The organism is Enterobacter oligotrophicus (genome assembly GCF_009176645.1).
GTDB classification, from domain to species: Bacteria; Pseudomonadota; Gammaproteobacteria; order Enterobacterales; family Enterobacteriaceae; genus Enterobacter; species Enterobacter oligotrophicus.
In genome coordinates, this window is record NZ_AP019007.1 from 1,260,708 (window position 1) to 1,284,199 (window position 23,492).

Here is a 23,492-nt window from a genome sequence, read left to right on the forward strand (position 1 = left end):
CAGACAACCCTTCAATGAACAGAGAAGAAACGCACTGTGATGTTGTCAAAATTTAAGCGTAATAAACATCAACAACACCTTGCTCAACTACCGAAGATTTCTCAGTCAGTTGATGATGTAGAGTTCTTTTACGCCCCCGCGCATTTTCGGGAGACGCTTCTGGAAAAGATTGCCAGCGCCACGCGACGCATTTGCATTGTGGCACTGTATCTTGAACAAGATGAAGGTGGGCGTGCAATTCTGAATGCGCTCTATGAAGCTAAACGTCAGCGTCCGGAACTGGATGTTCGCGTGCTGGTTGACTGGCACCGTGCACAGCGTGGCCGCATCGGCGCTGCCGCCTCAAACACAAATGCTGACTGGTATTGCCGCACGGCTCAGGAGAACCCTGGTGTCGATATTCCGGTTTACGGCGTCCCGGTAAATACCCGTGAAGCGCTCGGCGTACTGCATTTCAAAGGGTTCATCATCGATGACAGCGTTCTTTATAGTGGCGCGAGCATTAATGATGTTTACCTGCATCAGCTTGATAAATACCGCTACGACCGCTACCACCTGATTCGCAATCCTCAGATGGCGGACATTATGTTTAACTGGGTTGATAAGAATCTGGTACACGGCCGCGGAGTTAACCGTCTTGACGATCTTCATCGTCCCAAAAGCCCGGAAATTAAAAATGATGTCCGCTCTTTCCGTCAGGAATTACGCGACGCGGTCTATCATTTCCAGGGTAACGCTAATAACGAAGAGTTATCCGTTACGCCTCTGGTAGGGTTAGGCAAATCAAGCCTGCTGAACAAAACAATCTTCCATTTGATGCCATGCGCGGAACAGAAGCTCACGATCTGTACGCCGTACTTCAACCTTCCTGCTGTGCTGGTGCGTAATATCATTCAACTGCTGCGCAATGGTAAAAAAGTGGAGATCATCGTTGGTGATAAAACGGCAAACGACTTCTTCATTCCGGAAGATCAGCCCTTCAAAATCATCGGCGCGTTACCTTATCTTTACGAGATCAACCTGCGTCGTTTCCTGAGCCGTTTACAGTATTACGTGAATACTGATCAGCTGATTGTTCGTCTCTGGAAAGATGAAGATAACAGCTACCATCTCAAAGGCATGTGGGTTGATGACGAGTGGATGCTGCTGACCGGCAATAACCTGAACCCTCGCGCATGGCGTCTGGACCTGGAAAATGCCATCCTGATCCACGATCCGCAGCATGAATTAGCCGCAAAACGCGAGCGTGAGCTGGAGCTTATTCGCACTCATACGACTGTGGTTCAGCATTATCGCGATCTTCAGAGCATTGCTGATTATCCGGTGAAAGTCCGAAAACTTATTCGACGCTTACGCCGCATCCGTATTGACCGCCTTATCAGCCGCATTTTGTAACGCTCAGGCCCTGTCGACGACAGGGCTTTTTTTATGGAGCCTGTTGTGATGCGTATTTATCTCCTGCTGACAACCCTTTGTCTGAATGGCTGCAGCCATATGGCAAACGATAGCTGGTCTGGTCAGGATAAAGCCCAACACTTTATTGCTTCAGCAATGCTTTCCGCTGCCGGTAATGAAGTAGCTCAACGCCAGGGCTACAACCGGGATCGCAGCGCAGCTATCGGCTTTATGTTCTCTGTCAGCCTTGGCGCATCCAAAGAATTTTGGGACAGCCGCCCGGCGGGGAGTGGCTGGAGCTGGAAAGATTTTGCGTGGGACGTAGCCGGTGCAACGACCGGCTACGCCGTGTGGCAGCTGGCGCATTATTAAAGACGGATGCCTTTGCCCTTACGATGCAGCATCAGGGAAACAATAAATGCCAGAGCGCCCATCACGCTGACATACCAGAAGAAAGTCGTTTCGCTACCCCATGATTTAAGTGACAGCGCAACGTACTCTGCAGACCCGCCAAACAACGCATTCGCTACCGCGTAAGAAAGACCCACACCGAGGGCACGAACTTGTGCCGGGAACATCTCTGCTTTCAGTATCCCACTGATAGACGTGTAGAAACTGACAATCACCATCGCTACCATCACCAGCGCAAATGCTGCATACGGTGAAGAGACGTGTTGAAGCGCGGACAAAATGGGTACGGTACATAACGCGGACAATCCACCAAAAATCAGCATTGACGTTCGTCGGCCAATTTTATCGGAAAGTGCACCAATAAGAGGTTGTATGAGCATAAAGACGAACAGAGCCACCGTCATCACCACACTGGCGACGTTAGCGTGCATTCCCGTCGTGTTCACCAGATATTTTTGCATATAGGTGGTGAAAGTATAAAAACTGAGAGAACCACCTGCTGTGAAGCCAAGCACCATCAGAAAGGCTTTGCGGTTACGCCAGAGCCCTTTGAATGTTCCTGCTTCCTTCAGCGTCCTGACCTCCTTTCGGGAGGTTTCATCTAGCTGGCGACGCAACCAGAGCGCAACGATCGCCAGTACGGCTCCCATTGCAAAAGGGATACGCCATCCCCAACTGTGGAGTTGATCGTCTGTCAGGATCTGCTGAAGGATCACCACAACAAGGATGGCTAACAACTGACCCCCTATGAGCGTGACATACTGGAAGGAGGCGTAAAAACCTTTACGCCCTTCCAGTGCAATTTCACTCATGTAAGTAGCACTGGTGCCGTACTCTCCACCAACTGACAGTCCCTGGAACAAACGAGCCAGTAAAAGCAGAGCGGGTGCCCATGTACCGATGGCGTCGTAGCCCGGTAAACAAGCGATCACCAGAGAACCGAAGCACATCATACAGACCGAGATCAGCATGGAGGCTTTACGTCCGCGACGATCGGCAATGCGCCCGAACATCCAGCCACCAATAGGGCGCATTAAGAAACCTGCGGCAAAAACCCCTGCCGTTTGCAAAAGTTGCGTTGTCGTGTTTCCTGATGGGAAAAAAATATGGGCGAAATAGAGTGAACAAAATGAATAAACATAGAAGTCGAACCATTCAACCAGATTCCCTGAAGAGGCACTGATGATTGCCCATACCCTTCTACGGGTATCACTGTTAACCAGTGTCCCGTGTGTTGTAATACTTTCTGTCATTGTGATGATGCTCCTGCCATAAAAAACGGCGTGCTGAGCCATAGAGGACTCAATTGCTTCGTAAATGAAATGTTATAATTTTGTTATAATTGACATTGAGATCAGGATCACATATTTCATTAGCAGGATAAGGGATTCGGAGAAGGGCCATAAAAGCAAAAAACCCCGCACCTTACGGTACGGGGTTCTTCTTAATTGATGCCTGGCAGTTCCCTACTCTCGCATGGGGAGACCCCACACTACCATCGGCGCTACGGCGTTTCACTTCTGAGTTCGGCATGGGGTCAGGTGGGACCACCGCGCTACAGCCGCCAGGCAAATTCTGTTATCTGTATCAGGCTGAAAATATCGTCTCTCACCGCCAAAACATCTTCGGCGTTGTAAGGTTAAGCCTCACGGTTCATTAGTATCGGTTAGCTCAACGCATCGCTGCGCTTACACACCCGACCTATCAACGTCGTCGTCTTCAACGTTCCTTCAGGAGACTTTAAGTCTCAGGGAGAACTCATCTCGGGGCAAGTTTCGTGCTTAGATGCTTTCAGCACTTATCTCTTCCGCATTTAGCTACCGGGCAGTGCCATTGGCATGACAACCCGAACACCAGTGATGCGTCCACTCCGGTCCTCTCGTACTAGGAGCAGCCCCCCTCAGTTCTCCAGCGCCCACGGCAGATAGGGACCGAACTGTCTCACGACGTTCTAAACCCAGCTCGCGTACCACTTTAAATGGCGAACAGCCATACCCTTGGGACCTACTTCAGCCCCAGGATGTGATGAGCCGACATCGAGGTGCCAAACACCGCCGTCGATATGAACTCTTGGGCGGTATCAGCCTGTTATCCCCGGAGTACCTTTTATCCGTTGAGCGATGGCCCTTCCATTCAGAACCACCGGATCACTATGACCTGCTTTCGCACCTGCTCGCGCCGTCACGCTCGCAGTCAAGCCAGCTTATGCCATTGCACTAACCTCCTGATGTCCGACCAGGATTAGCTGACCTTCGTGCTCCTCCGTTACTCTTTGGGAGGAGACCGCCCCAGTCAAACTACCCACCAGACACTGTCCGCAACCCGGATTACGGGTCCACGTTAGAACACCAGCCATTAAAGGGTGGTATTTCAAGGGCGGCTCCACGCAGACTGGCGTCCACGCTTCAAAGCCTCCCACCTATCCTACACATCAAGGACCAGTGTTCAGTGTCAAGCTATAGTAAAGGTTCACGGGGTCTTTCCGTCTTGCCGCGGGTACACTGCATCTTCACAGCGAGTTCAATTTCACTGAGTCTCGGGTGGAGACAGCCTGGCCATCATTACGCCATTCGTGCAGGTCGGAACTTACCCGACAAGGAATTTCGCTACCTTAGGACCGTTATAGTTACGGCCGCCGTTTACCGGGGCTTCGATCAAGAGCTTCGCGTTGCCGCTGACCCCATCAATTAACCTTCCGGCACCGGGCAGGCGTCACACCGTATACGTCCACTTTCGTGTTTGCACAGTGCTGTGTTTTTAATAAACAGTTGCAGCCAGCTGGTATCTTCGACTGATTTCAGCTCCACCCGCAGGGGCTTCACCTACATATCAGCGTGCCTTCTCCCGAAGTTACGGCACCATTTTGCCTAGTTCCTTCACCCGAGTTCTCTCAAGCGCCTTGGTATTCTCTACCTGACCACCTGTGTCGGTTTGGGGTACGATTTCGTGTTACCTGATGCTTAGAGGCTTTTCCTGGAAGCAGGGCATTTGTCACTTCAGCACCGTAGTGCCTCGTCATCACACCTCAGCGTTAAAAGGTACCGGATTTACCTGGAACCTCCGCCTACATGCTTAAACCGGGACAACCGTCGCCCGGCCGACATAGCCTTCTCCGTCCCCCCTTCGCAGTAACACCAAGTACAGGAATATTAACCTGTTTCCCATCGACTACGCCTTTCGGCCTCGCCTTAGGGGTCGACTCACCCTGCCCCGATTAACGTTGGACAGGAACCCTTGGTCTTCCGGCGAGCGGGCTTTTCACCCGCTTTATCGTTACTTATGTCAGCATTCGCACTTCTGATACCTCCAGCAACCCTCACAGGCCACCTTCAACGGCTTACAGAACGCTCCCCTACCCAACAACACATAGTGTCGCTGCCGCAGCTTCGGTGCATGGTTTAGCCCCGTTACATCTTCCGCGCAGGCCGACTCGACCAGTGAGCTATTACGCTTTCTTTAAATGATGGCTGCTTCTAAGCCAACATCCTGGCTGTCTGTGCCTTCCCACATCGTTTCCCACTTAACCATGACTTTGGGACCTTAGCTGGCGGTCTGGGTTGTTTCCCTCTTCACGACGGACGTTAGCACCCGCCGTGTGTCTCCCGTGATAACATTCTCCGGTATTCGCAGTTTGCATCGGGTTGGTAAGCCGGGATGGCCCCCTAGCCGAAACAGTGCTCTACCCCCGGAGATGAGTTCACGAGGCGCTACCTAAATAGCTTTCGGGGAGAACCAGCTATCTCCCGGTTTGATTGGCCTTTCACCCCCAGCCACAGGTCATCCGCTAATTTTTCAACATTAGTCGGTTCGGTCCTCCAGTTAGTGTTACCCAACCTTCAACCTGCCCATGGCTAGATCACCGGGTTTCGGGTCTATACCCTGCAACTTAACGCCCAGTTAAGACTCGGTTTCCCTGCGGCTCCCCTATTCGGTTAACCTTGCTACAGAATATAAGTCGCTGACCCATTATACAAAAGGTACGCAGTCACACCACGAAGGTGCTCCCACTGCTTGTACGTACACGGTTTCAGGTTCTTTTTCACTCCCCTCGCCGGGGTTCTTTTCGCCTTTCCCTCACGGTACTGGTTCACTATCGGTCAGTCAGGAGTATTTAGCCTTGGAGGATGGTCCCCCCATATTCAGACAGGATACCACGTGTCCCGCCCTACTCTTCGAGTTCACAGCATATGTGCTTTCGTGTACGGGACTATCACCCTGTACCGTGCGACTTTCCAGACGCTTCCACTAACACACAAGCTGATTCAGACTCCGGGCTGCTCCCCGTTCGCTCGCCGCTACTGGGGGAATCTCGGTTGATTTCTTTTCCTCGGGGTACTTAGATGTTTCAGTTCCCCCGGTTCGCCTCACAGCACTATGTATTCATGCTGTGATGATGCACCGTAGTGCACCGGGTTTCCCCATTCGGACATCGCCGGGTCAAAGGTTCATATCACCTCGCCGGCGCTTTTCGCAGATTAGCACGTCCTTCATCGCCTCTGACTGCCAGGGCATCCACCGTGTACGCTTAGTCGCTTAACCTCACAACCCGAAGATGTTTCACTTCATGATTGCGAAAATTTGAGAGACTCGAACACACATTAACTGTGTGTCGTTTCAATTTTCAGCTTGATCCAGATTTTTAAAGAGCAAATATCTCAAACGTAACTCAGTGAGTCAGTTTTGAGATATCGGTTGGCTGTGTCTTTCACTCACAAACCAGCAAGTGGCGTCCCCTAGGGGATTCGAACCCCTGTTACCGCCGTGAAAGGGCGGTGTCCTGGGCCTCTAGACGAAGGGGACGTACAGTCTCAATCGCAAGACGCCTTGCTGTTTACTTTTCATCAGACAATCTGTGTGAGCACTACAAAGGCAGGTTCTTTAAGGTAAGGAGGTGATCCAACCGCAGGTTCCCCTACGGTTACCTTGTTACGACTTCACCCCAGTCATGAATCACAAAGTGGTAAGCGCCCTCCCGAAGGTTAAGCTACCTACTTCTTTTGCAACCCACTCCCATGGTGTGACGGGCGGTGTGTACAAGGCCCGGGAACGTATTCACCGTGGCATTCTGATCCACGATTACTAGCGATTCCGACTTCATGGAGTCGAGTTGCAGACTCCAATCCGGACTACGACGCACTTTATGAGGTCCGCTTGCCCTCGCGGGGTCGCTTCTCTTTGTATGCGCCATTGTAGCACGTGTGTAGCCCTGGTCGTAAGGGCCATGATGACTTGACGTCATCCCCACCTTCCTCCAGTTTATCACTGGCAGTCTCCTTTGAGTTCCCGGCCTAACCGCTGGCAACAAAGGATAAGGGTTGCGCTCGTTGCGGGACTTAACCCAACATTTCACAACACGAGCTGACGACAGCCATGCAGCACCTGTCTCACGGTTCCCGAAGGCACATTCTCATCTCTGAAAACTTCCGTGGATGTCAAGACCAGGTAAGGTTCTTCGCGTTGCATCGAATTAAACCACATGCTCCACCGCTTGTGCGGGCCCCCGTCAATTCATTTGAGTTTTAACCTTGCGGCCGTACTCCCCAGGCGGTCGACTTAACGCGTTAGCTCCGGAAGCCACGCCTCAAGGGCACAACCTCCAAGTCGACATCGTTTACGGCGTGGACTACCAGGGTATCTAATCCTGTTTGCTCCCCACGCTTTCGCACCTGAGCGTCAGTCTTTGTCCAGGGGGCCGCCTTCGCCACCGGTATTCCTCCAGATCTCTACGCATTTCACCGCTACACCTGGAATTCTACCCCCCTCTACAAGACTCCAGCCTGCCAGTTTCGAATGCAGTTCCCAGGTTGAGCCCGGGGATTTCACATCCGACTTGACAGACCGCCTGCGTGCGCTTTACGCCCAGTAATTCCGATTAACGCTTGCACCCTCCGTATTACCGCGGCTGCTGGCACGGAGTTAGCCGGTGCTTCTTCTGCGGGTAACGTCAATTGCTGCGGTTATTAACCACAACACCTTCCTCCCCGCTGAAAGTACTTTACAACCCGAAGGCCTTCTTCATACACGCGGCATGGCTGCATCAGGCTTGCGCCCATTGTGCAATATTCCCCACTGCTGCCTCCCGTAGGAGTCTGGACCGTGTCTCAGTTCCAGTGTGGCTGGTCATCCTCTCAGACCAGCTAGGGATCGTCGCCTAGGTGAGCCGTTACCCCACCTACTAGCTAATCCCATCTGGGCACATCTGATGGCAAGAGGCCCGAAGGTCCCCCTCTTTGGTCTTGCGACGTTATGCGGTATTAGCTACCGTTTCCAGTAGTTATCCCCCTCCATCAGGCAGTTTCCCAGACATTACTCACCCGTCCGCCGCTCGCCGGCAAAGTAGCAAGCTACTTTCCGCTGCCGCTCGACTTGCATGTGTTAGGCCTGCCGCCAGCGTTCAATCTGAGCCATGATCAAACTCTTCAATTTAAGTTTGATGCTCGTGAATTAAACTTCGTAATGAATTACGTATGTTCACTCAGAGACTTGGTATTCATTTTTCGTCTTGCGACGTTAAGAATCCATGTCACTTTGAGTGCCCACACAGATTGTCTGATAAATTGTTAAAGAGCAGTGCCGCTTCGCTTTCGCAGCGGCGCGGGGTGTGCATATTACGCTTTCCCGCTTCAGAGTCAAGCGTTTATTTCGCTTTTCCCTGCTGACCCGGCGGCGTGTGTGCCGTTGTTCCGTGTCAGTGGAGGCGCATTATAGGGGGTAATTTTGAAGCTGCAAGGATAAAGTGAAAATTATTTACTAACCGCTCACTTTCCAGGCAAATCGTTACCCAGACCTTCATTTTCGCCTGGTTTTTAAACAAAAACGAGCCGCAAGCGGCCCGTTTTTGCGTTTTGTGACTTACTGCACTGCTACAATGCGATCGTCATTGGCTTCCAGACGAATAACTTTTCCTGGAATCAGCTCTCCGGAAAGGATCTGCTGCGCCAGCGGGTTTTCGATCTGCTGCTGGATAGCACGTTTCAATGGACGCGCCCCGTAAACCGGATCGTAACCATTCTCGCTCAGCAGTTTCAGCGCATCGTCGGAGATGTGAATTTCATAACCACGCTCTTCCAGACGTTTGTACAGACGCTGCAGCTGGATCTGTGCAATTGACGCAATGTGTTTCTCACCCAGAGGATGGAACACCACCACTTCATCAATACGGTTGATGAACTCCGGACGGAAGCTATGGCTGACAACTCCCATAACCAGATCCTTCATATGTCCATAATCCAGCTCACCGAAGCGTTCCTGAATCAGATCGGAACCCAGGTTCGAGGTCATGATGACAACCGTATTACGGAAGTCGACCGTTCTCCCCTGCCCGTCGGTCAGACGACCATCATCCAGTACCTGCAGCAGGATGTTAAACACATCCGGATGCGCTTTTTCCACTTCATCCAGCAGGATAACGGAATAAGGACGACGGCGAACCGCTTCAGTCAGATAACCGCCTTCTTCATAACCGACATATCCCGGAGGCGCACCGACCAGACGCGATACGGAGTGTTTCTCCATAAACTCGGACATGTCGATACGCACCATCGCGTCATCGCTGTCGAACATAAAGTTAGCCAGCGCTTTACACAGTTCGGTTTTACCGACACCAGTTGGTCCGAGGAACAGGAACGAACCGATTGGACGATTTGGATCGGACAATCCTGCACGGCTACGACGAATAGCATTCGAGACCGCTTCAACCGCTTCGTTCTGCCCAATGACACGCTGATGCAGATCCTGCTCCATACGCAGCAGTTTCTCGCGTTCGCTTTCCAGCATGCGCGCCACCGGAATACCGGTCCAGCGCGCCAGCACTTCGGCAATTTCGGCATCCGTCACTTTATTACGCAACAGACGCATCGTTTTCCCTTCCGACTGGGTGGCAATCTCAAGCTGTTTTTCAAGCTCAGGGATTTTGCCGTACTGAAGCTCAGACATCCGTGCCAGGTCACCGACGCGGCGAGCCTGCTCGATGGCAATTTTTGCCTGTTCAAGTTCAGCTTTAATGGTCTGAGTACCGGAGAGTGACGCTTTCTCCGCCTTCCACTCTTCTTCTAACTCAGAATACTGGCGTTCTTTATCGTCCAGTTCTTCGTTAAGCATATCCAGGCGTTTCTTACTTGCTTCATCAGACTCTTTTTTCAGCGCCTGCTGTTCCAGCTTGAGCTGAATGATACGACGGTCAAGTCGGTCCAGCTCTTCCGGTTTCGAGTCAATCTGCATACGAATGCTCGATGCCGCTTCATCAATCAGGTCAATCGCTTTATCCGGCAACTGACGGTCAGCGATATAACGATGCGAAAGCGTCGCCGCGGCAACGATGGCCGGGTCAGTAATCTGCACATGGTGGTGCAGCTCATAGCGTTCTTTCAAACCACGCAGGATCGCGATGGTATCTTCAACGCTTGGCTCAGCAACAAACACTTTCTGGAAACGACGTTCCAGCGCAGCATCTTTTTCAATGTACTGACGGTACTCATCCAGCGTTGTCGCACCGACGCAGTGAAGCTCACCACGCGCTAAAGCAGGTTTCAGCATGTTCCCGGCGTCCATCGCGCCGTCCGCTTTACCCGCACCCACCATGGTGTGCAGTTCGTCGATAAACAGGATGACGTTGCCTTCCTGCTTCGCCAGGTCGTTGAGCACACCTTTCAGGCGCTCTTCGAACTCACCGCGGTATTTCGCACCAGCCACCAGCGCGCCCATATCCAGCGCCAGCACGCGACGGCCTTTCAGCCCTTCCGGCACTTCGCCGTTTACGATACGCTGTGCCAGCCCTTCAACGATGGCGGTTTTACCAACACCAGGTTCACCAATCAGCACCGGGTTGTTTTTGGTACGACGTTGCAGTACCTGGATAGTACGGCGGATCTCTTCATCACGGCCGATAACCGGGTCAAGTTTGCCCTGCTCAGCACGTTCGGTCAGATCGACCGTAAACTTCTTCAAAGCCTGACGTTGGTCTTCGGCTCCCTGATCGTTCACGCTTTCACCTCCGCGCATTTGCTCAATCGCCTGGGTCACACTGGCGGTGGTTGCGCCGGCAGTTTTCAGCAGGTCGGTCAAAGTACCGCGTGATTCAAGCGCCGCCAGAACAAACAGCTCTGACGAAATAAAGTTATCCCCACGTTTTTGCGCCAGCTTGTCGCAAAGGTTCAGCACACGCACCAGCTCCTGAGATGGCTGAACGTCGCCGCCAGTCCCTTCTACCTGCGGTAAACGGCTCAGCGCCTGGTCAATGGCGGTGCGTAGCTGGCCAGCATTAATGCCAGCAGAGGTTAATAATGGACGTACCGATCCCCCTTCCTGATTCAGCAAGGCGCTCATTAAATGAAGAGGTTCGATGAATTGGTTGTCGTGCCCCAGTGCAAGAGACTGGGCATCGGCAAGAGCAAGCTGGAATTTATTAGTAAGACGATCCAGACGCATAACTCCTCCCATAACAGGTCAAATTTGCTACTGGAGATTAAATGAGGTCATCCCTCAATTATTCAAGGTTAATGACCTGAATTATGTGAAAAGAAAACGGCACGTGCCGGATCGTCTTGATTCTTTAGGTTATATCAGCCAAATAAAACTTGCCATACGGCCCGTCGTCTTGTCGCGGCGATAAGAGAAAAAATCACCCTTTTCGGTGAAGGTGCAGCGATCGCCGCCGAAGATCTGCGTCACGCCAACGTTATTCAGACGCTGGCGAGCAAGTTCGTAAATATCGGCCAGGTACTTTTCACCTGCCGACACAAAGGCCTGTACCGCTTGCGGATCTTTTGCCATAAAGGCTTCACGCACCTCTGGACCCACTTCAAACGCTCGAGGGCCAATGGCCGGGCCAAGCCAGGCAATGATGTTGGCAGGGGAGTCGTTAAAGCAGGCAACGGTCTCTTCCAGCACGCCCTCACACAAACCACGCCAGCCAGCATGGGCTGCTGCCACTTCAGTACCGGCATGGTTACAGAACAGAACCGGCAGGCAATCGGCCGTCATCACGGCGCAAACCGTTCCCGGAATATTGCTGTAAGAGGCATCAGCACGTTTAGACGCATAGGGTTCTCCCGACAACGTCAGCACATCCTTACCATGAACCTGCTCAAGCCAGACCGGTTTCGACGGCAAGTTTCCCGCAGCAAACAGGCGTTTGCGGTTCTCTTCAACATGTTCCAGGTTGTCGCCACAGTGCGCGCCGAGATTCAACGACGCCCATGCGCCCTGGCTCACACCGCCAACACGGGTTGAACTGCATGCAGCCACGCCCTCAGGCAGTGGCCACGCAGGGACAATCAGTTTGGTCATAACCAGTCCACGCGATCCTTATGTTCTTCAAAGTCAGCACGCATTGCGTCGATAAGTTCCACCATATCCTGTGGGATCGGCGCATGCCATTCCATTTGAATCCCCGTAATCGGGTGGTAAAGACGCAGCATGGTCGCGTGCAGTGCCTGGCGGTCGAACTTACGCAGTACGGAGATGAACTCATCCGATGCGCCTTTTGGCGGACGCGGACGGCCACCATACACCTGGTCGCCCACCAGCGGATGGGTGATGTGCGCCATATGAACGCGGATCTGGTGAGTACGCCCGGTTTCAAGACGCAGACGCAGGCGCGTATGAATGCGGAAATGCTCCATGATGCGGTAATGCGTTACCGCCGGTTTACCCATCGGGTGCACTGACATATGCGTACGCTTGGTTGGGTGACGGCTAATCGGCTCTTCAACCGTGCCGCCAGAGGTCATATGCCCAATCGCCACGGCTTCATACTCACGGGTGATTTCGCGCAGCTGCAGAGATTCCACCAGACGGGTCTGAGCAGGAACGGTTTTCGCCACCACCATCAGACCGGTGGTGTCTTTATCCAGACGGTGCACAATGCCCGCGCGCGGGACATCAGCGATGGGTGGATAGTAATGGAGGAGTGCATTAAGCACCGTACCATCAGGATTCCCCGCGCCCGGATGAACGACCAGGTCGCGCGGCTTATTGATCACCAGAATGTCATCATCTTCATAGACGATGTTCAGCGGGATATCCTGCGGCTCAAAGCGGATTTCTTCTTCGATTTCAGCATTGATGGCGACAGCTTCCCCACCTAACACTTTCTCTTTTGGTTTATCCCAGATCTTGCCGTTAACCATCACGCGCTGGTCAAGTATCCATTCTTTTATGCGTGAACGCGAATAATCAGGGAACAATTCGGCCAAAGCCTGATCTAAGCGTTGACCGAGCTGATTTTCGGAGACTGTTGCGGTGAGTTCTACTCGTTGTGCCATAAACTGCTTCTTCGTTTAACGTTGGGTTTTACGGCTTTGCCGTTTAATATAGTGTGCTATTGTAGCTGGTCTTAATCGGGAGCAGGAAAGAGATTCTCCCGGACAAACATTTGAGGAAAGTCAAAACGTCATGACGCGCATGAAATATCTGGTGGCAGCGGCCACGTTGAGCCTGGCTTTGGTGGGCTGCTCCGGTTCGAATGAACAGGTCCCTGACAATCCGCCGAATGAAATCTATGCGACTGCACAACAAAAGTTGCAGGACGGTAACTGGAAACAGGCGATAACGCAACTGGAAGCGTTGGATAATCGCTATCCATTTGGCCCTTATTCGCAGCAGGTACAGTTAGATCTTATCTACGCGTACTATAAAAATGCCGATCTGCCGCTGGCTCAGGCCACCATCGATCGCTTCATGCGTCTGAACCCGACCCATCCTAACATTGATTATGTCATGTATATGCGCGGCCTGACCAACATGGCGTTGGATGACAGTGCACTGCAGGGCTTCTTCGGCGTGGATCGTTCTGACCGCGACCCGCAGCACGCGCGTGATGCTTTCAATGACTTCTCCAAACTGGTGCGCGGCTACCCGAACAGCCAGTACATTACCGATGCCACTAAGCGTCTGGTGTTCCTGAAAGATCGTCTGGCGAAATATGAGTACTCCGTTGCGGAATACTACACCCGCCGTGGCGCATGGGTTGCCGTGGTTAACCGTGTAGAAGGCATGCTGCGTGATTATCCGGATACGCAGGCAACGCGCGATGGCCTGAAGCTGATGGAAAATGCTTACCGTCAGATGCAGATGACTTCGCAGGCTGATAAAGTGGCGAAAATCATTGCCGCGAACAGCAGCAACACCTGATACCAACCACAATGCAAAACGGCAGCCACCAGGCTGCCGTTTTTATGTTCATTTGAATACCACGCTGAAGCGGTTTAGCTTCAACCAATCCAGTCAACTATGACCGCTATTTTCAGCTTCGACAAGGTAAATCTCGCCTCTTCCTGCCCTGCCTCACAAAAAAGATTCCCTGACAAAAACCGACAAAATAACGTGATATAAATCACACATTTTGACATTAGGACAGGTATGCTGGAATCACCAAGACGGAAAGACAAGAGGTAAAATTTATGACAATGAACATTACCAGTAAACAAATGGAAATTACTCCGGCAATTCGCCAGCACGTCGCAGACCGTCTCGCCAAACTGGATAAATGGCAAACACACTTGATTAACCCACATATCATCCTGTCCAAGGAGCCGCAGGGTTTCATCGCTGACGCAACTATCAATACTCCAAACGGCCATCTGGTCGCCAGCGCAAAACACGAGGATATGTACACCGCGATTAACGATTTGATCAACAAGCTGGAACGGCAGCTCAATAAAGTGCAACACAAAGGTGAAGCCCGTCGCGCCGCAACGTCGGTGAAAGACGCCAGCTTCGCGGAAGAAGTTGAAGAAGAGTAATCCTTTAAATTGAGTGTACCGCCAACGCGCCTTCGGGCGCGTTTTTTATTGACAGGGTGAAAACAGTACGGGTACTTTAACGGTATCAATTTCAGGATGACTTTATGAAACTTACGCCGTTCTTCTTCGCATTCTTTTTTACCTTCCCCTGACCGGGAGGCGTTTCGTCGTGTTATAAAGAATGCGAAGACGAACAACAAGGCCTCCCACACCGGGAGGCCTTTTTTATTGATAACGATAAAACGAGACAGGCAACACTATGACACCGGAAAACCCGTTACTGGATCTGCGAGTAAAAATCAGCGCACTGGATGAGAAATTACTGGCATTGTTGGCAGAACGCCGCACCCTCGCCATCGAAGTGGGGAAAGCCAAACTGGACTCCCATCGCCCCGTGCGCGACATCGACCGCGAACGCGATCTGCTGGAGCGTCTGATTCAACTCGGCAAAGCGCATCATCTGGATGCGCATTACATCACCCGTCTGTTCCAGCTTATTATTGAAGATTCCGTTCTTACCCAGCAGGCACTACTTCAGCAGCATCTCAACAAAACCAATCCGCACTCTGCGCGCATCGCATTCCTGGGTCCAAAAGGTTCTTACTCACACCTGGCGGCGCGCCAGTACGCCGCGCGTCATTTCGAAGAGTTTATTGAGAGCGGCTGCGCGAAATTTGCGGATATTTTCAATCAGGTTGAAACGGGACAGGCTGATTACGCCGTCGTACCGATTGAAAACACCAGTTCCGGCGCTATCAACGATGTGTACGATCTACTGCAGCACACCAGTCTGTCGCTGGTTGGCGAGCTGACGATCCCTATCGATCATTGCGTGCTGGTTTCTGGCTCAACGGATTTAAGTAAAATCGAAACGGTTTACAGCCATCCGCAGCCTTTCCAGCAGTGCAGCCAGTTCCTGAACCGCTATCCGCACTGGAAAATTGAGTACACCGAAAGCACCTCAGCGGCGATGGAAAAGGTCGCTCAGGCAAATTCCCCAACCATTGCCGCGCTCGGCAGCGAAGCGGGCGGTGCGTTGTATGGCCTGCAGGTGCTGGAGCGCAACCTGGCGAACCAGACGCAAAACATCACCCGGTTCGTGGTGCTTGCGCGCAAGGCTATTGATGTCTCCGACCAGGTGCCAGCCAAAACCACCCTGCTCATGGCCACCGGCCAGCAGGCAGGCGCACTGGTTGAAGCGCTGCTGGTTCTGCGTAACCACAACCTGATTATGACCAAACTGGAATCCCGTCCGATTAACGGCAACCCGTGGGAAGAGATGTTCTATCTCGATATTCAGGCCAATCTGGAATCTGCCTCCATGCAGAAAGCCCTGCGCGAACTGGGCGAGATCACCCGTTCAATGAAAGTGCTGGGCTGCTATCCGAGCGAAAACGTTGTTCCGGTTGACCCGGCTTAACGTTCAATAAAATCGCTTTTCTTCATCCCTGCCACGCTCACAGGCAGGGTGAAGATCGCACCGGAGAGCGGATATTTAGCGACCTCATCCGCATCCATATTTTCCCGCGTGGTGGTGATAAACAGCGTTTTCATGTCTTCACCGCCAAAGCAAACCATCGTCGGGCAACGTACCGGCAAACGGTACTCTTCCAGTTGTTCCCCTTGTGGGGAAAATCGCGCGATGCGCCAGCCGTCAAAGAGTGCGCTCCAGTAGCAACCCTCCACATCCATCGCCGCACCGTCCGGTATCCCTTCGCCCTCTTTAAACCGGCGAAATATTTCACGCCTACCGGGTTCGCCTTGCTCGTCAAGCGGCGTACGGTAGATAACGCCGTTTGGCGTGTCTGAGGTAAACATCCACTGATTATCCGGGCTAAACGCCAAACCGTTATGTCCGTGAATATCACACTGGATCACTTTCGGCGTCAGGTCATTGTCGATGCGCATCAGCATGGCACCGTTGTAATCTCCCGGCCCCCAGAAGGTGCCCGCGTAGAAACGTCCCTGGTGATCGGTTCCGCCGTCATTAAACCGCGCCAGCTGCGGGTTAGACGGGTTATCACACACCTTGCGCTGGAGTAACCCATGTTTGTCCGTGAGCCAGATGGCGTTACGCATCGCCACAATAAATCCGCCGCGCTCACGCAAGGCAAAACAGCCGACCTCTTCGTGGAAAGAAAGTACGGTGTGTTCTGCCGTGGCTAAAAGATAACGGTGGATCTCCCCTTCCAGAATATCGGCCCAGTACAGCGCATTCTCTTCTGCGCTCCACGTCGGGCACTCCGGCAAATGCCCGATGTAGTTCAACAACTGTTGCGGTTCAGACATGACAGTTCCCCAAAATGAAAAAAGCCAGCATTGCTGGCTTTGAGTATATACATCATCGTATTACTGGCGACTGTCATTTGCCTGGCGCAACAGCGTGCGGCTTTCGCTCTGGAAGCGTGTCGCATAATCACCGAACCAGTGTTCAACTTTTCGGAAGCTGTCGATAAACGCCTGTTTATCGCCATGCTCCAGCAGAGTGATGGCTTCACCAAAGCGCTGGTAGTAGCGTTTGATCAGCGCCAGATTGTTCTCCGACGACATAATAATGTCGGCGTAAAGCTGTGGGTCCTGAGCAAACAGACGTCCGACCATCGCCAGCTCCAGGCGATAGATTGGCGAGGAGAGCGCCAGCAACTGTTCAAGCTGAACGTTCTCTTCCGCCAGATGCAGACCGTATGCAAAGGTCGCAAAGTGGCGCAGCGCCTGAATGAACGCCATATTCTGATCGTGCTCAACGGCGCTGATCCGGTGCAAACGCGCACCCCACACCTGAATCTGTTCCAGGAACCACTGGTACGCTTCCGGCTGCCGTCCATCACAGTAAACCACCACCTGCTTCGCCAGGCTGCCGCTGTCCGGGCCAAACATCGGGTGCAAACCGAGAACCGGGCCGTTATGTGCAGCCAGCATCGCCTGCAGCGGACCATTTTTCACAGAGGCCAGGTCAACAAGGATGCAATCCTCCGGCAGTGGAGGAAGTTTTGCAATAATCTGCTCCGTCACGTGGATCGGTACGCTGACGATCACCATCCCCGCATCCTTCATGATGTCTGACGCTCGTGCCCAGTCCTCTTTTTCCAGAATACGCACCTGGTAGCCAGAAAGCGTCAGCATTTTTTCAAACAGACGCCCCATCTGCCCGCCACCGCCCACAATCACTACCGGGCGAAGCGACGGACAAAGGGTTTTGAAGCCTTTGTCATTTTCGCTGGAATAGGATTCCCGCATCACGCGACGCAGGACATCTTCAATTAAATCCGGTGAAACGCCCAGTACCTGTGCCTCCTTACGACGGGAGGCCAGCATTGATGCTTCGCGCTCCGGAACGTAAATCGGCAGGCCGTATTTGCTTTTGACCTCACCTACCTCGGCAACCAGGGCCATGCGGCGCGCCAGCAGATCCAGCAACGCCTTATCCACTTCATCAATTTGATCGCGTAACGCGGTCAATTCAGCAACCATAACTACCCTCTTAAGCCAGACGCGTCGCCAGCTGGCCGTTTAAATCTTTATGGATCTCACGCAGCAGCGCATCGGTGGTCTCCCAACTGATACAGGCATCCGTCACGGACACACCCTGCTTCATTGCGCTACGCGGTTGTTCAGACGACTGATTACCTTCATGAATGTTGCTCTCAATCATCAGGCCGATAATAGAACGGTTGCCATCTTTAATCTGCGCGACCACAGATTCCGCAACCGCAGGCTGACGGCGGTAATCTTTATTCGAGTTACCATGGCTGCAATCTACCATTAGTGCCGGACGCAGTCCCGCCTGCTCCATCTCTTTTTCACACTGCGCGACATCTGCCGGGCTGTAGTTCGGCGCTTTACCGCCGCGCAGGATCACATGCCCGTCCGGGTTGCCCTGCGTTTGCAGCAGACATACCTGACCCGCCTGGTTAATGCCGACAAAACGGTGTGGCATCGCCGCGGCGCGCATCGCGTTGATCGCCGTCGCCAGGCTACCGTCCGTGCCATTTTTAAAGCCGACCGGCATTGAAAGACCAGACGCCATCTCACGGTGTGTTTGCGATTCAGTGGTACGTGCGCCAATCGCAGACCAGCTAAAGAGATCGCCCAGGTATTGCGGACTGTTCGGGTCCAGCGCTTCGGTTGCCAGCGGCAGCCCCATACTGACAAGTTCCACCAGCAGCCGACGCGCAATTTTCAGGCCAGCTTCCACATCAAACGAGCCATCCATGTGCGGATCGTTAATCAATCCTTTCCAGCCAACGGTTGTACGTGGCTTCTCAAAATAGACGCGCATTACCAGATAGAGGCTATCGCTGACCTCCTCCGCTAATGTTTTAAAACGACGAGCATACTCAATGGCGGTTTCAGGATCGTGAATGGAGCAAGGACCACACACCACCAGCAGGCGCGGATCGCGGCCAGCGATAATGTCAGAAATGGTCTGGCGAGAGTGCTCAATTTGCGCTTCCTGCGCTGCGCTCAGCGGAAATTCCGCTTTCAGTTGATCCGGCGTAATTAAAATCTGTTCGTCAGTGATATGTACGTTGTTCAGCGCGTCTTTTTGCATGATGGCGATCCTGTAATGCTCGTTTGCGATAGTTGGTTTCCTCAGAGAGGTGAAACAACGATACCATAAAAAGTAAAGATTTCAATCCAAAATACGTACAGATTACTTTACAGGAACTACTAAACTGCAAAAATCAGCCGCTAAAAACGTAAAGTTAAAATTACACTCACCTTTTCATTTGCCAGGCTATGCTGAAGAAAAAAGGAGAATGGCGATGCGTTCAATGGGGCTTACGCTGCTGGTGCTGATCTTAACGGGCTGTCAGATCAATCCTTATACCTTTCAGCCTGACTGGACAAGCCCTGACTGGTTTGGTGCAGGGAAAGAAGACGCGATGAACGGTGCGCCGGTTAAAGATAGCCAGGCACTGGCTGATGACTTTAACGATCCCGATGTGGATCAGAGCGAATATCTACGCGGCTACGCCGAAGGGCAAAAGAAAATCTGTGAAGACGGTTTTATCCATGCCTGGGGATTAACAGGGAAATCATTCCCTGCCAGTTGTGATACCACAGAAAATGCAGCAAAACTGCATGACGCATGGCAACAAGGGATGGATGAAAGCATGAAGGCCAGCAGGCTTAATTGAATTTGTCTTTAACCAGCAGAATAAATGCAAATGTAAGATTTAACTCAAGCCTGAGTCGTTGCATTTCTGACATAATGACGGCTTTGATAAACAATGGTATTCTGCCTCCAACTCTTAAGGACAACTATTTCCAGAGCGGTTCGGCGGATTCTGGTGAGAAATTCATTCTTGATCTCTTTGTACCGACTCACTTTGGTGTTAACGCTGTTCATTATTGTGGGCCAGGCGACTGCAGGTGCGCTCACGGAAACTGATAAATCGGTGCGTTCGATTGTTTCTGGCATTGTGAGTTATACCCGTTGGCCGTCACTTTCCGGGCAGCCTAAACTCTGCGTTTTTGCCTCTTCCCGTTACGCGCAAGCACTCAGCAGTGATGACGGGAAAAGCGTGTTACCTTATACCCCTGTCATTGTGCGTAACGATCAGGAAGCACTGTCAGCGACGTGTGACGCTATTTATTTCGGAACGGAATCGCCTGTAAAACAACGTGAATTAATAAGTCAATATCAGGGCAGAGCATTGCTTTTAATCTCAGAGCAGAATCCAGAGTGTATTATTGGCAGTGCATTTTGCCTGAAAATAGATCACAACCAGGTCAGATTTTCCGTCAATCTGGATGCGCTGGCTCGCAGTGGCGTAAGAGTCAGTCCGGATGTATTAATGCTTGCACGGAATACGAAGCATGAATAAGGATTTCACTTCTACGCCGCGCCCTACGTTTAAAAGAACGTTGCGGCGTATCAGCATGACGAGCGTCATCATCACAATGACGTTTATCTGGCTTTTATTGTGTTTTGCGTCCGTGGTGACATTAAAGCAATACGCACAAAAAAATCTCGAATTAACTGGCGCAACAATGAGCCACAGCCTTGAAGCCTCTCTGGTTTTCAATGATTCTCTGGCAGCGAATGAAACCCTGGCCACGCTTGGCAAACAGGGGCAATTTGCCGTTGCAGAAGTGCTCAACGTTCATAATCAACGGTTTGCGTACTGGTCATGGAACCCGGAGGATAATACCGACACGCTGGGCGCGCTGGTCAGCCGCTGGCTGTTTCCTGTCCCGGTTGCACAGCCGATAATGCATAACGGTAATATGATCGGTGAAATTCGTCTTACCGCGCGTGATAGCCTGATCAGCCACTTTATCTGGATGTCATTTGCCGTGCTTACCGGCTGTATTCTTTTTGCCTCAGCGATTGCACTTACCATTACGCGCTCTTTGCATCATGGTATGGTCTCGGAGATGCAAAATATTACCGATGTTGTGCATGACGTCCGTACCAACCGCAACTTCTCACGCCGCGTGAAGGAAGGCCGCATCGAAGAGTTTCATCAGTTCGGAGAAGACTTCAACAGTCTGCTGGATGAAATGGAAGAGTGGCAGCTCAAGCTGCAGGCGAAAAATGCCCAGCTGTTGCGCACCGCCATGCACGATCCGCTGACCGGCCTGGCGAATCGTGCCGCATTCCGAAACAGCATTGCGGCGTTAATGCACGATGCTTCCGCAAAGAGAAACTCTGCCCTGCTTTTTCTGGATGGCGATAATTTTAAATTTATCAATGACACCTGGGGCCATGCAGCGGGTGACTGTGTGCTGATTGAAGTCGCCAGCAGGATGGTTGAGTTTGGCGAAAAACGCTACCAGTCATACCGCCTCGGCGGTGACGAGTTCGCCATGATACTGTATGGCGTCCACACTGAACCTGAGGTTCAACACATTTGCGCTGCCCTGTCGCAGCAGTTTGTCCGTCCGTTTGATCTGCATAACGGTCACACGGCATCAATGTCACTGAGCATTGGTTTTGCCCTGGCATGGGAAAATGCCTCGGTGGAAGCATTACTGGAACAAGCCGATCGCAATATGTACCTGGTGAAAAACCAGCGTTCGAAAACATTATCCCAGGAAGGAATATGACATGTTAAAGCGATACCTCGCGCCGTTGTTACTGGCATCACTGATCCTGTCTGGCTGTCAGACGCCACCAGCAGGCAAATTCACCCCAGAACAAATTGCGGCGATGAAATCTTACGGCTTTAACGAATTGAACGGTGACTGGTTCCTGGGTCTGTCGGATACGATCCTGTTTGATAAAAATGACGCCAGACTGCGGCCAGAAAGTGAAATTCAGATCCAGAGCATGGCTTCTCGCCTGGCCGCAACCGGTCTGAATCATGCCCGAATGGACGGCCACACGGATAATTACGGTGAAGAAAGCTACAACGAAGCTCTTTCGTTAAAACGCGCGAATGTCGTTGCAGATGCCTGGGCGAAGGGAGCCAATATCCCGCGGAGCAATCTCACCACGCAGGGATTAGGCAAAAAATACCCTGTTGCCAGCAACAGCACTCCGCAAGGGCGTGCTGAAAACCGCCGGGTTGCGGTGGTCATCAGCACGCCATAACGTTATTTTACAGATGATCCGGCGAGCGACACCGTTGATGCCGCTCGCCAGCGCAGCCAGTCAATGACAATGAATATTGCCAGACTGACGCCCATTACCGGCAGTGCCAGCCCCAGTAGTGCACTAATGACCACCGTGACAGCCCTTCCCCACAATGACAACGCCAGCCAGCTCTGGCTGAGTGTTTGCACCGGATTTGCTGCAGATATAGCAGGGCGTCGCAGCCACCACATCCGGTATCCCCAGATAATCAGCACACATAACGCAATACCGAACGCGATAAGCAGCAACTGATTAACCAGACCAAACAGAATGCCCATATGGAAATCCACACCCCAGCGGGTAAGTTTCGCCATTAGCGGGAAATCGGCAAAGCGCGTTCTGTCCAGTACCTGCATGGAGTGCGGATCAACAGCAACGGCATCAACCTGCGTGGGCCAGCTGCGATCGATTTCCGTGACCGTCCAGGCCTGGTCAGCTATTCTTGCCGGGCGGATCTCCACGTTATTCGCATCAATTCCTGCCTTGCGGGCAGCCTGTAATACGCCGTCAAACTGCGATAAATCCATGGCCATCTCTGGCATCAGCATTCCATTATGATGGCCGTGATGTTCAGCATGTTCATCCCGGATTTCCGGCGTACCGGAAAGCGTTGTATTTACCTGTGGCGTCAGCCAGTTCATTTCTGCACGAAGTTTATCAACGTTACCGCCCGCCCACTGGGACCAGGTCAGACCGGTCGCGGAGAACAGCAGCATCCCGCTGAGCAGAATCCAGCCTAAGGCCACATGCACACGACGGCGATTCTGGAAGCGATTGTGAATACGGCGTTTCGGTCGGGTATAAAACCACAAAGCGATACCGCCCAGAGCAGCAACCCACATCCAGGAAGCAGCCAGCTCGCTGTAGAGCCGTCCAACATTACCCAGCATCAGCGATGTATGTAAATAATCGATTTTCTGGCGCAACGGCAAAATCCCGCTGGTGCCATATACCGTCATATCACCACGCACCTCAAGGCTAACGGGATCAACAAAAATAGCCCGATTTTCAGACGGGCCTAGCTGTGGGTCAGCAAACATCACGCGAGTGGTATCACCGTTAACCAGGCCAGGGCGAAGGGCATGCAATCGCAATTCTGAACCAACGGTTTTTTCTGCCACGGCAATTTGTTCCGCCAGAGGCTGTGGTTCCCCTGTCGAATCAGCGTGCAGCGCATGGCTATACCACATATTTTCCAGCTGTGGCGTCGCCACATACAGCGTACCGGTCAGCGCGGCGAAGAAGATAAACGGGCCGACAAACAGCCCGACATAGAAATGGAGTCGACGCAGCAGGTTTCCCCATGCCGCGCGCGGAGTGCAGGTAGTCATACTTTTCCTTTTTATAGCAAAAAGTTA

General features: G+C 52.3%; 18 protein-coding genes, 1 tRNA gene, 3 rRNA genes and 1 other annotated feature. Of the genes, 10 read left to right on the forward strand and 12 right to left on the reverse strand.

The window, feature by feature from the left end:
• Positions 1-39: 39 nt before the first annotated feature.
• Entirely contained in the window at positions 40-1,395 is a 1,356-nt protein-coding gene (gene pssA, locus EoCCA6_RS05960) for a CDP-diacylglycerol--serine O-phosphatidyltransferase (protein WP_152084405.1), read from the forward strand.
• A gap of 48 nt (positions 1,396-1,443) precedes the next feature.
• Positions 1,444-1,767: a YfiM family lipoprotein gene (locus EoCCA6_RS05965; RefSeq protein ID WP_152081898.1), complete on the forward strand. Its 324-nt coding sequence runs from the start codon at positions 1,444-1,446 to the stop codon at positions 1,765-1,767.
• Here the strand turns inward: EoCCA6_RS05965 and EoCCA6_RS05970 are convergent.
• From EoCCA6_RS05970 to rluD, 8 genes are all read right to left on the reverse strand, one after another.
• Positions 1,764-3,059, reverse strand: coding sequence for an MFS transporter (locus tag EoCCA6_RS05970; protein WP_152081899.1), 1,296 nt, complete (start codon positions 3,057-3,059; stop codon positions 1,764-1,766). The two genes, EoCCA6_RS05965 and EoCCA6_RS05970, sit on opposite strands and share 4 nt — an antisense overlap.
• 200 nt (positions 3,060-3,259) lie before the next feature.
• Positions 3,260-3,375, reverse strand: a 5S ribosomal RNA gene (gene rrf, locus EoCCA6_RS05975).
• A gap of 66 nt (positions 3,376-3,441) precedes the next feature.
• Positions 3,442-6,345 (reverse strand): 23S ribosomal RNA (locus tag EoCCA6_RS05980).
• Positions 6,346-6,530: 185 nt separating this feature from the next.
• Positions 6,531-6,606: transfer RNA gene (locus tag EoCCA6_RS05985), tRNA-Glu, on the reverse strand.
• Between the two features lie 84 nt (positions 6,607-6,690).
• Positions 6,691-8,232 (reverse strand): 16S ribosomal RNA (locus tag EoCCA6_RS05990).
• Together the 16S, 23S and 5S rRNA genes with 1 tRNA gene alongside form the textbook arrangement of a ribosomal RNA operon.
• 426 nt (positions 8,233-8,658) lie before the next feature.
• Positions 8,659-11,232, reverse strand: a complete 2,574-nt coding sequence (clpB, locus tag EoCCA6_RS05995; protein WP_152081900.1) for an ATP-dependent chaperone ClpB — start codon at positions 11,230-11,232, stop codon at positions 8,659-8,661.
• 129 nt (positions 11,233-11,361) lie between these two features.
• Positions 11,362-12,093, reverse strand: a complete 732-nt coding sequence (gene yfiH, locus EoCCA6_RS06000; RefSeq protein WP_152081901.1) for a purine nucleoside phosphorylase YfiH — start codon at positions 12,091-12,093, stop codon at positions 11,362-11,364.
• A complete protein-coding gene (rluD, locus tag EoCCA6_RS06005) occupies positions 12,090-13,070 on the reverse strand; it encodes a 23S rRNA pseudouridine(1911/1915/1917) synthase RluD (protein WP_152081902.1) in 981 nt (326 codons plus the stop codon). Before rluD ends, yfiH begins: the two co-directional genes overlap by 4 nt.
• Before the next feature lie 130 nt (positions 13,071-13,200).
• Here rluD and bamD point away from each other — a divergent pair, with 130 nt between their 5' ends.
• From bamD to pheA, 4 genes are all read left to right on the forward strand, one after another.
• Positions 13,201-13,938: an outer membrane protein assembly factor BamD gene (gene bamD, locus EoCCA6_RS06015; RefSeq protein ID WP_152081903.1), complete on the forward strand. Its 738-nt coding sequence runs from the start codon at positions 13,201-13,203 to the stop codon at positions 13,936-13,938.
• Between the two features lie 269 nt (positions 13,939-14,207).
• The gene (gene raiA, locus EoCCA6_RS06020; RefSeq protein WP_003863162.1) at positions 14,208-14,549 is read left to right on the forward strand and encodes a ribosome-associated translation inhibitor RaiA; all 342 of its coding nucleotides are present in this window, start codon (positions 14,208-14,210) and stop codon (positions 14,547-14,549) included.
• A gap of 103 nt (positions 14,550-14,652) precedes the next feature.
• Positions 14,653-14,778: a sequence feature (Phe leader region), on the forward strand.
• Entirely contained in the window at positions 14,654-14,701 is a 48-nt protein-coding gene (gene pheL, locus EoCCA6_RS06025) for a pheA operon leader peptide PheL (RefSeq protein WP_100249759.1), read from the forward strand. (Overlaps the previous feature by 48 nt.)
• A gap of 30 nt (positions 14,779-14,808) precedes the next feature.
• A complete protein-coding gene (gene pheA, locus EoCCA6_RS06030) occupies positions 14,809-15,969 on the forward strand; it encodes a bifunctional chorismate mutase/prephenate dehydratase (protein ID WP_152081904.1) in 1,161 nt (386 codons plus the stop codon).
• Here the strand turns inward: pheA and EoCCA6_RS06035 are convergent.
• The 3 genes from EoCCA6_RS06035 to aroF are packed head-to-tail and all read right to left on the reverse strand — an operon-like array spanning position 15,966 to position 19,101.
• A complete protein-coding gene (locus EoCCA6_RS06035; RefSeq protein WP_152081905.1) occupies positions 15,966-16,838 on the reverse strand; it encodes an SMP-30/gluconolactonase/LRE family protein in 873 nt (290 codons plus the stop codon). The two genes, pheA and EoCCA6_RS06035, sit on opposite strands and share 4 nt — an antisense overlap.
• 60 nt (positions 16,839-16,898) lie before the next feature.
• On the reverse strand, positions 16,899-18,020 hold the full coding sequence (gene tyrA / locus EoCCA6_RS06040; RefSeq protein ID WP_152081906.1) for a bifunctional chorismate mutase/prephenate dehydrogenase: 1,122 nt from the start codon (positions 18,018-18,020) through the stop codon (positions 16,899-16,901).
• 10 nt (positions 18,021-18,030) lie between these two features.
• Positions 18,031-19,101 (reverse strand): 3-deoxy-7-phosphoheptulonate synthase AroF, encoded by a 1,071-nt coding sequence (aroF, locus tag EoCCA6_RS06045; RefSeq protein WP_152081907.1) that lies wholly within the window; start codon positions 19,099-19,101, stop codon positions 18,031-18,033.
• 214 nt (positions 19,102-19,315) lie between these two features.
• On the opposite strand from aroF, the gene EoCCA6_RS06050 reads away from it, so the two are divergent.
• The 4 genes from EoCCA6_RS06050 (at position 19,316) to EoCCA6_RS06065 (ending at position 22,092) form a co-directional block, all read left to right on the forward strand.
• On the forward strand, positions 19,316-19,690 hold the full coding sequence (locus tag EoCCA6_RS06050) for a DUF2799 domain-containing protein (protein ID WP_152084406.1): 375 nt from the start codon (positions 19,316-19,318) through the stop codon (positions 19,688-19,690).
• Between the two features lie 153 nt (positions 19,691-19,843).
• Complete coding sequence (yfiR, locus tag EoCCA6_RS06055) at positions 19,844-20,380, forward strand: regulatory sequestration protein YfiR (protein ID WP_232623270.1); 537 nt, start codon at positions 19,844-19,846, stop codon at positions 20,378-20,380.
• Positions 20,373-21,605 (forward strand): diguanylate cyclase DgcN/YfiN, encoded by a 1,233-nt coding sequence (gene dgcN / locus EoCCA6_RS06060; protein ID WP_152081909.1) that lies wholly within the window; start codon positions 20,373-20,375, stop codon positions 21,603-21,605. The genes yfiR and dgcN overlap by 8 nt, the downstream gene beginning before the upstream one ends.
• Before the next feature lies 1 nt (position 21,606).
• Entirely contained in the window at positions 21,607-22,092 is a 486-nt protein-coding gene (locus EoCCA6_RS06065) for an OmpA family protein (RefSeq protein ID WP_152081910.1), read from the forward strand.
• Between the two features lie 2 nt (positions 22,093-22,094).
• Here EoCCA6_RS06065 and EoCCA6_RS06070 read toward each other — a convergent pair whose 3' ends face one another.
• A complete protein-coding gene (locus EoCCA6_RS06070; RefSeq protein WP_152081911.1) occupies positions 22,095-23,465 on the reverse strand; it encodes a PepSY-associated TM helix domain-containing protein in 1,371 nt (456 codons plus the stop codon).
• Between the last annotated feature and the right edge of the window lie 27 nt (positions 23,466-23,492).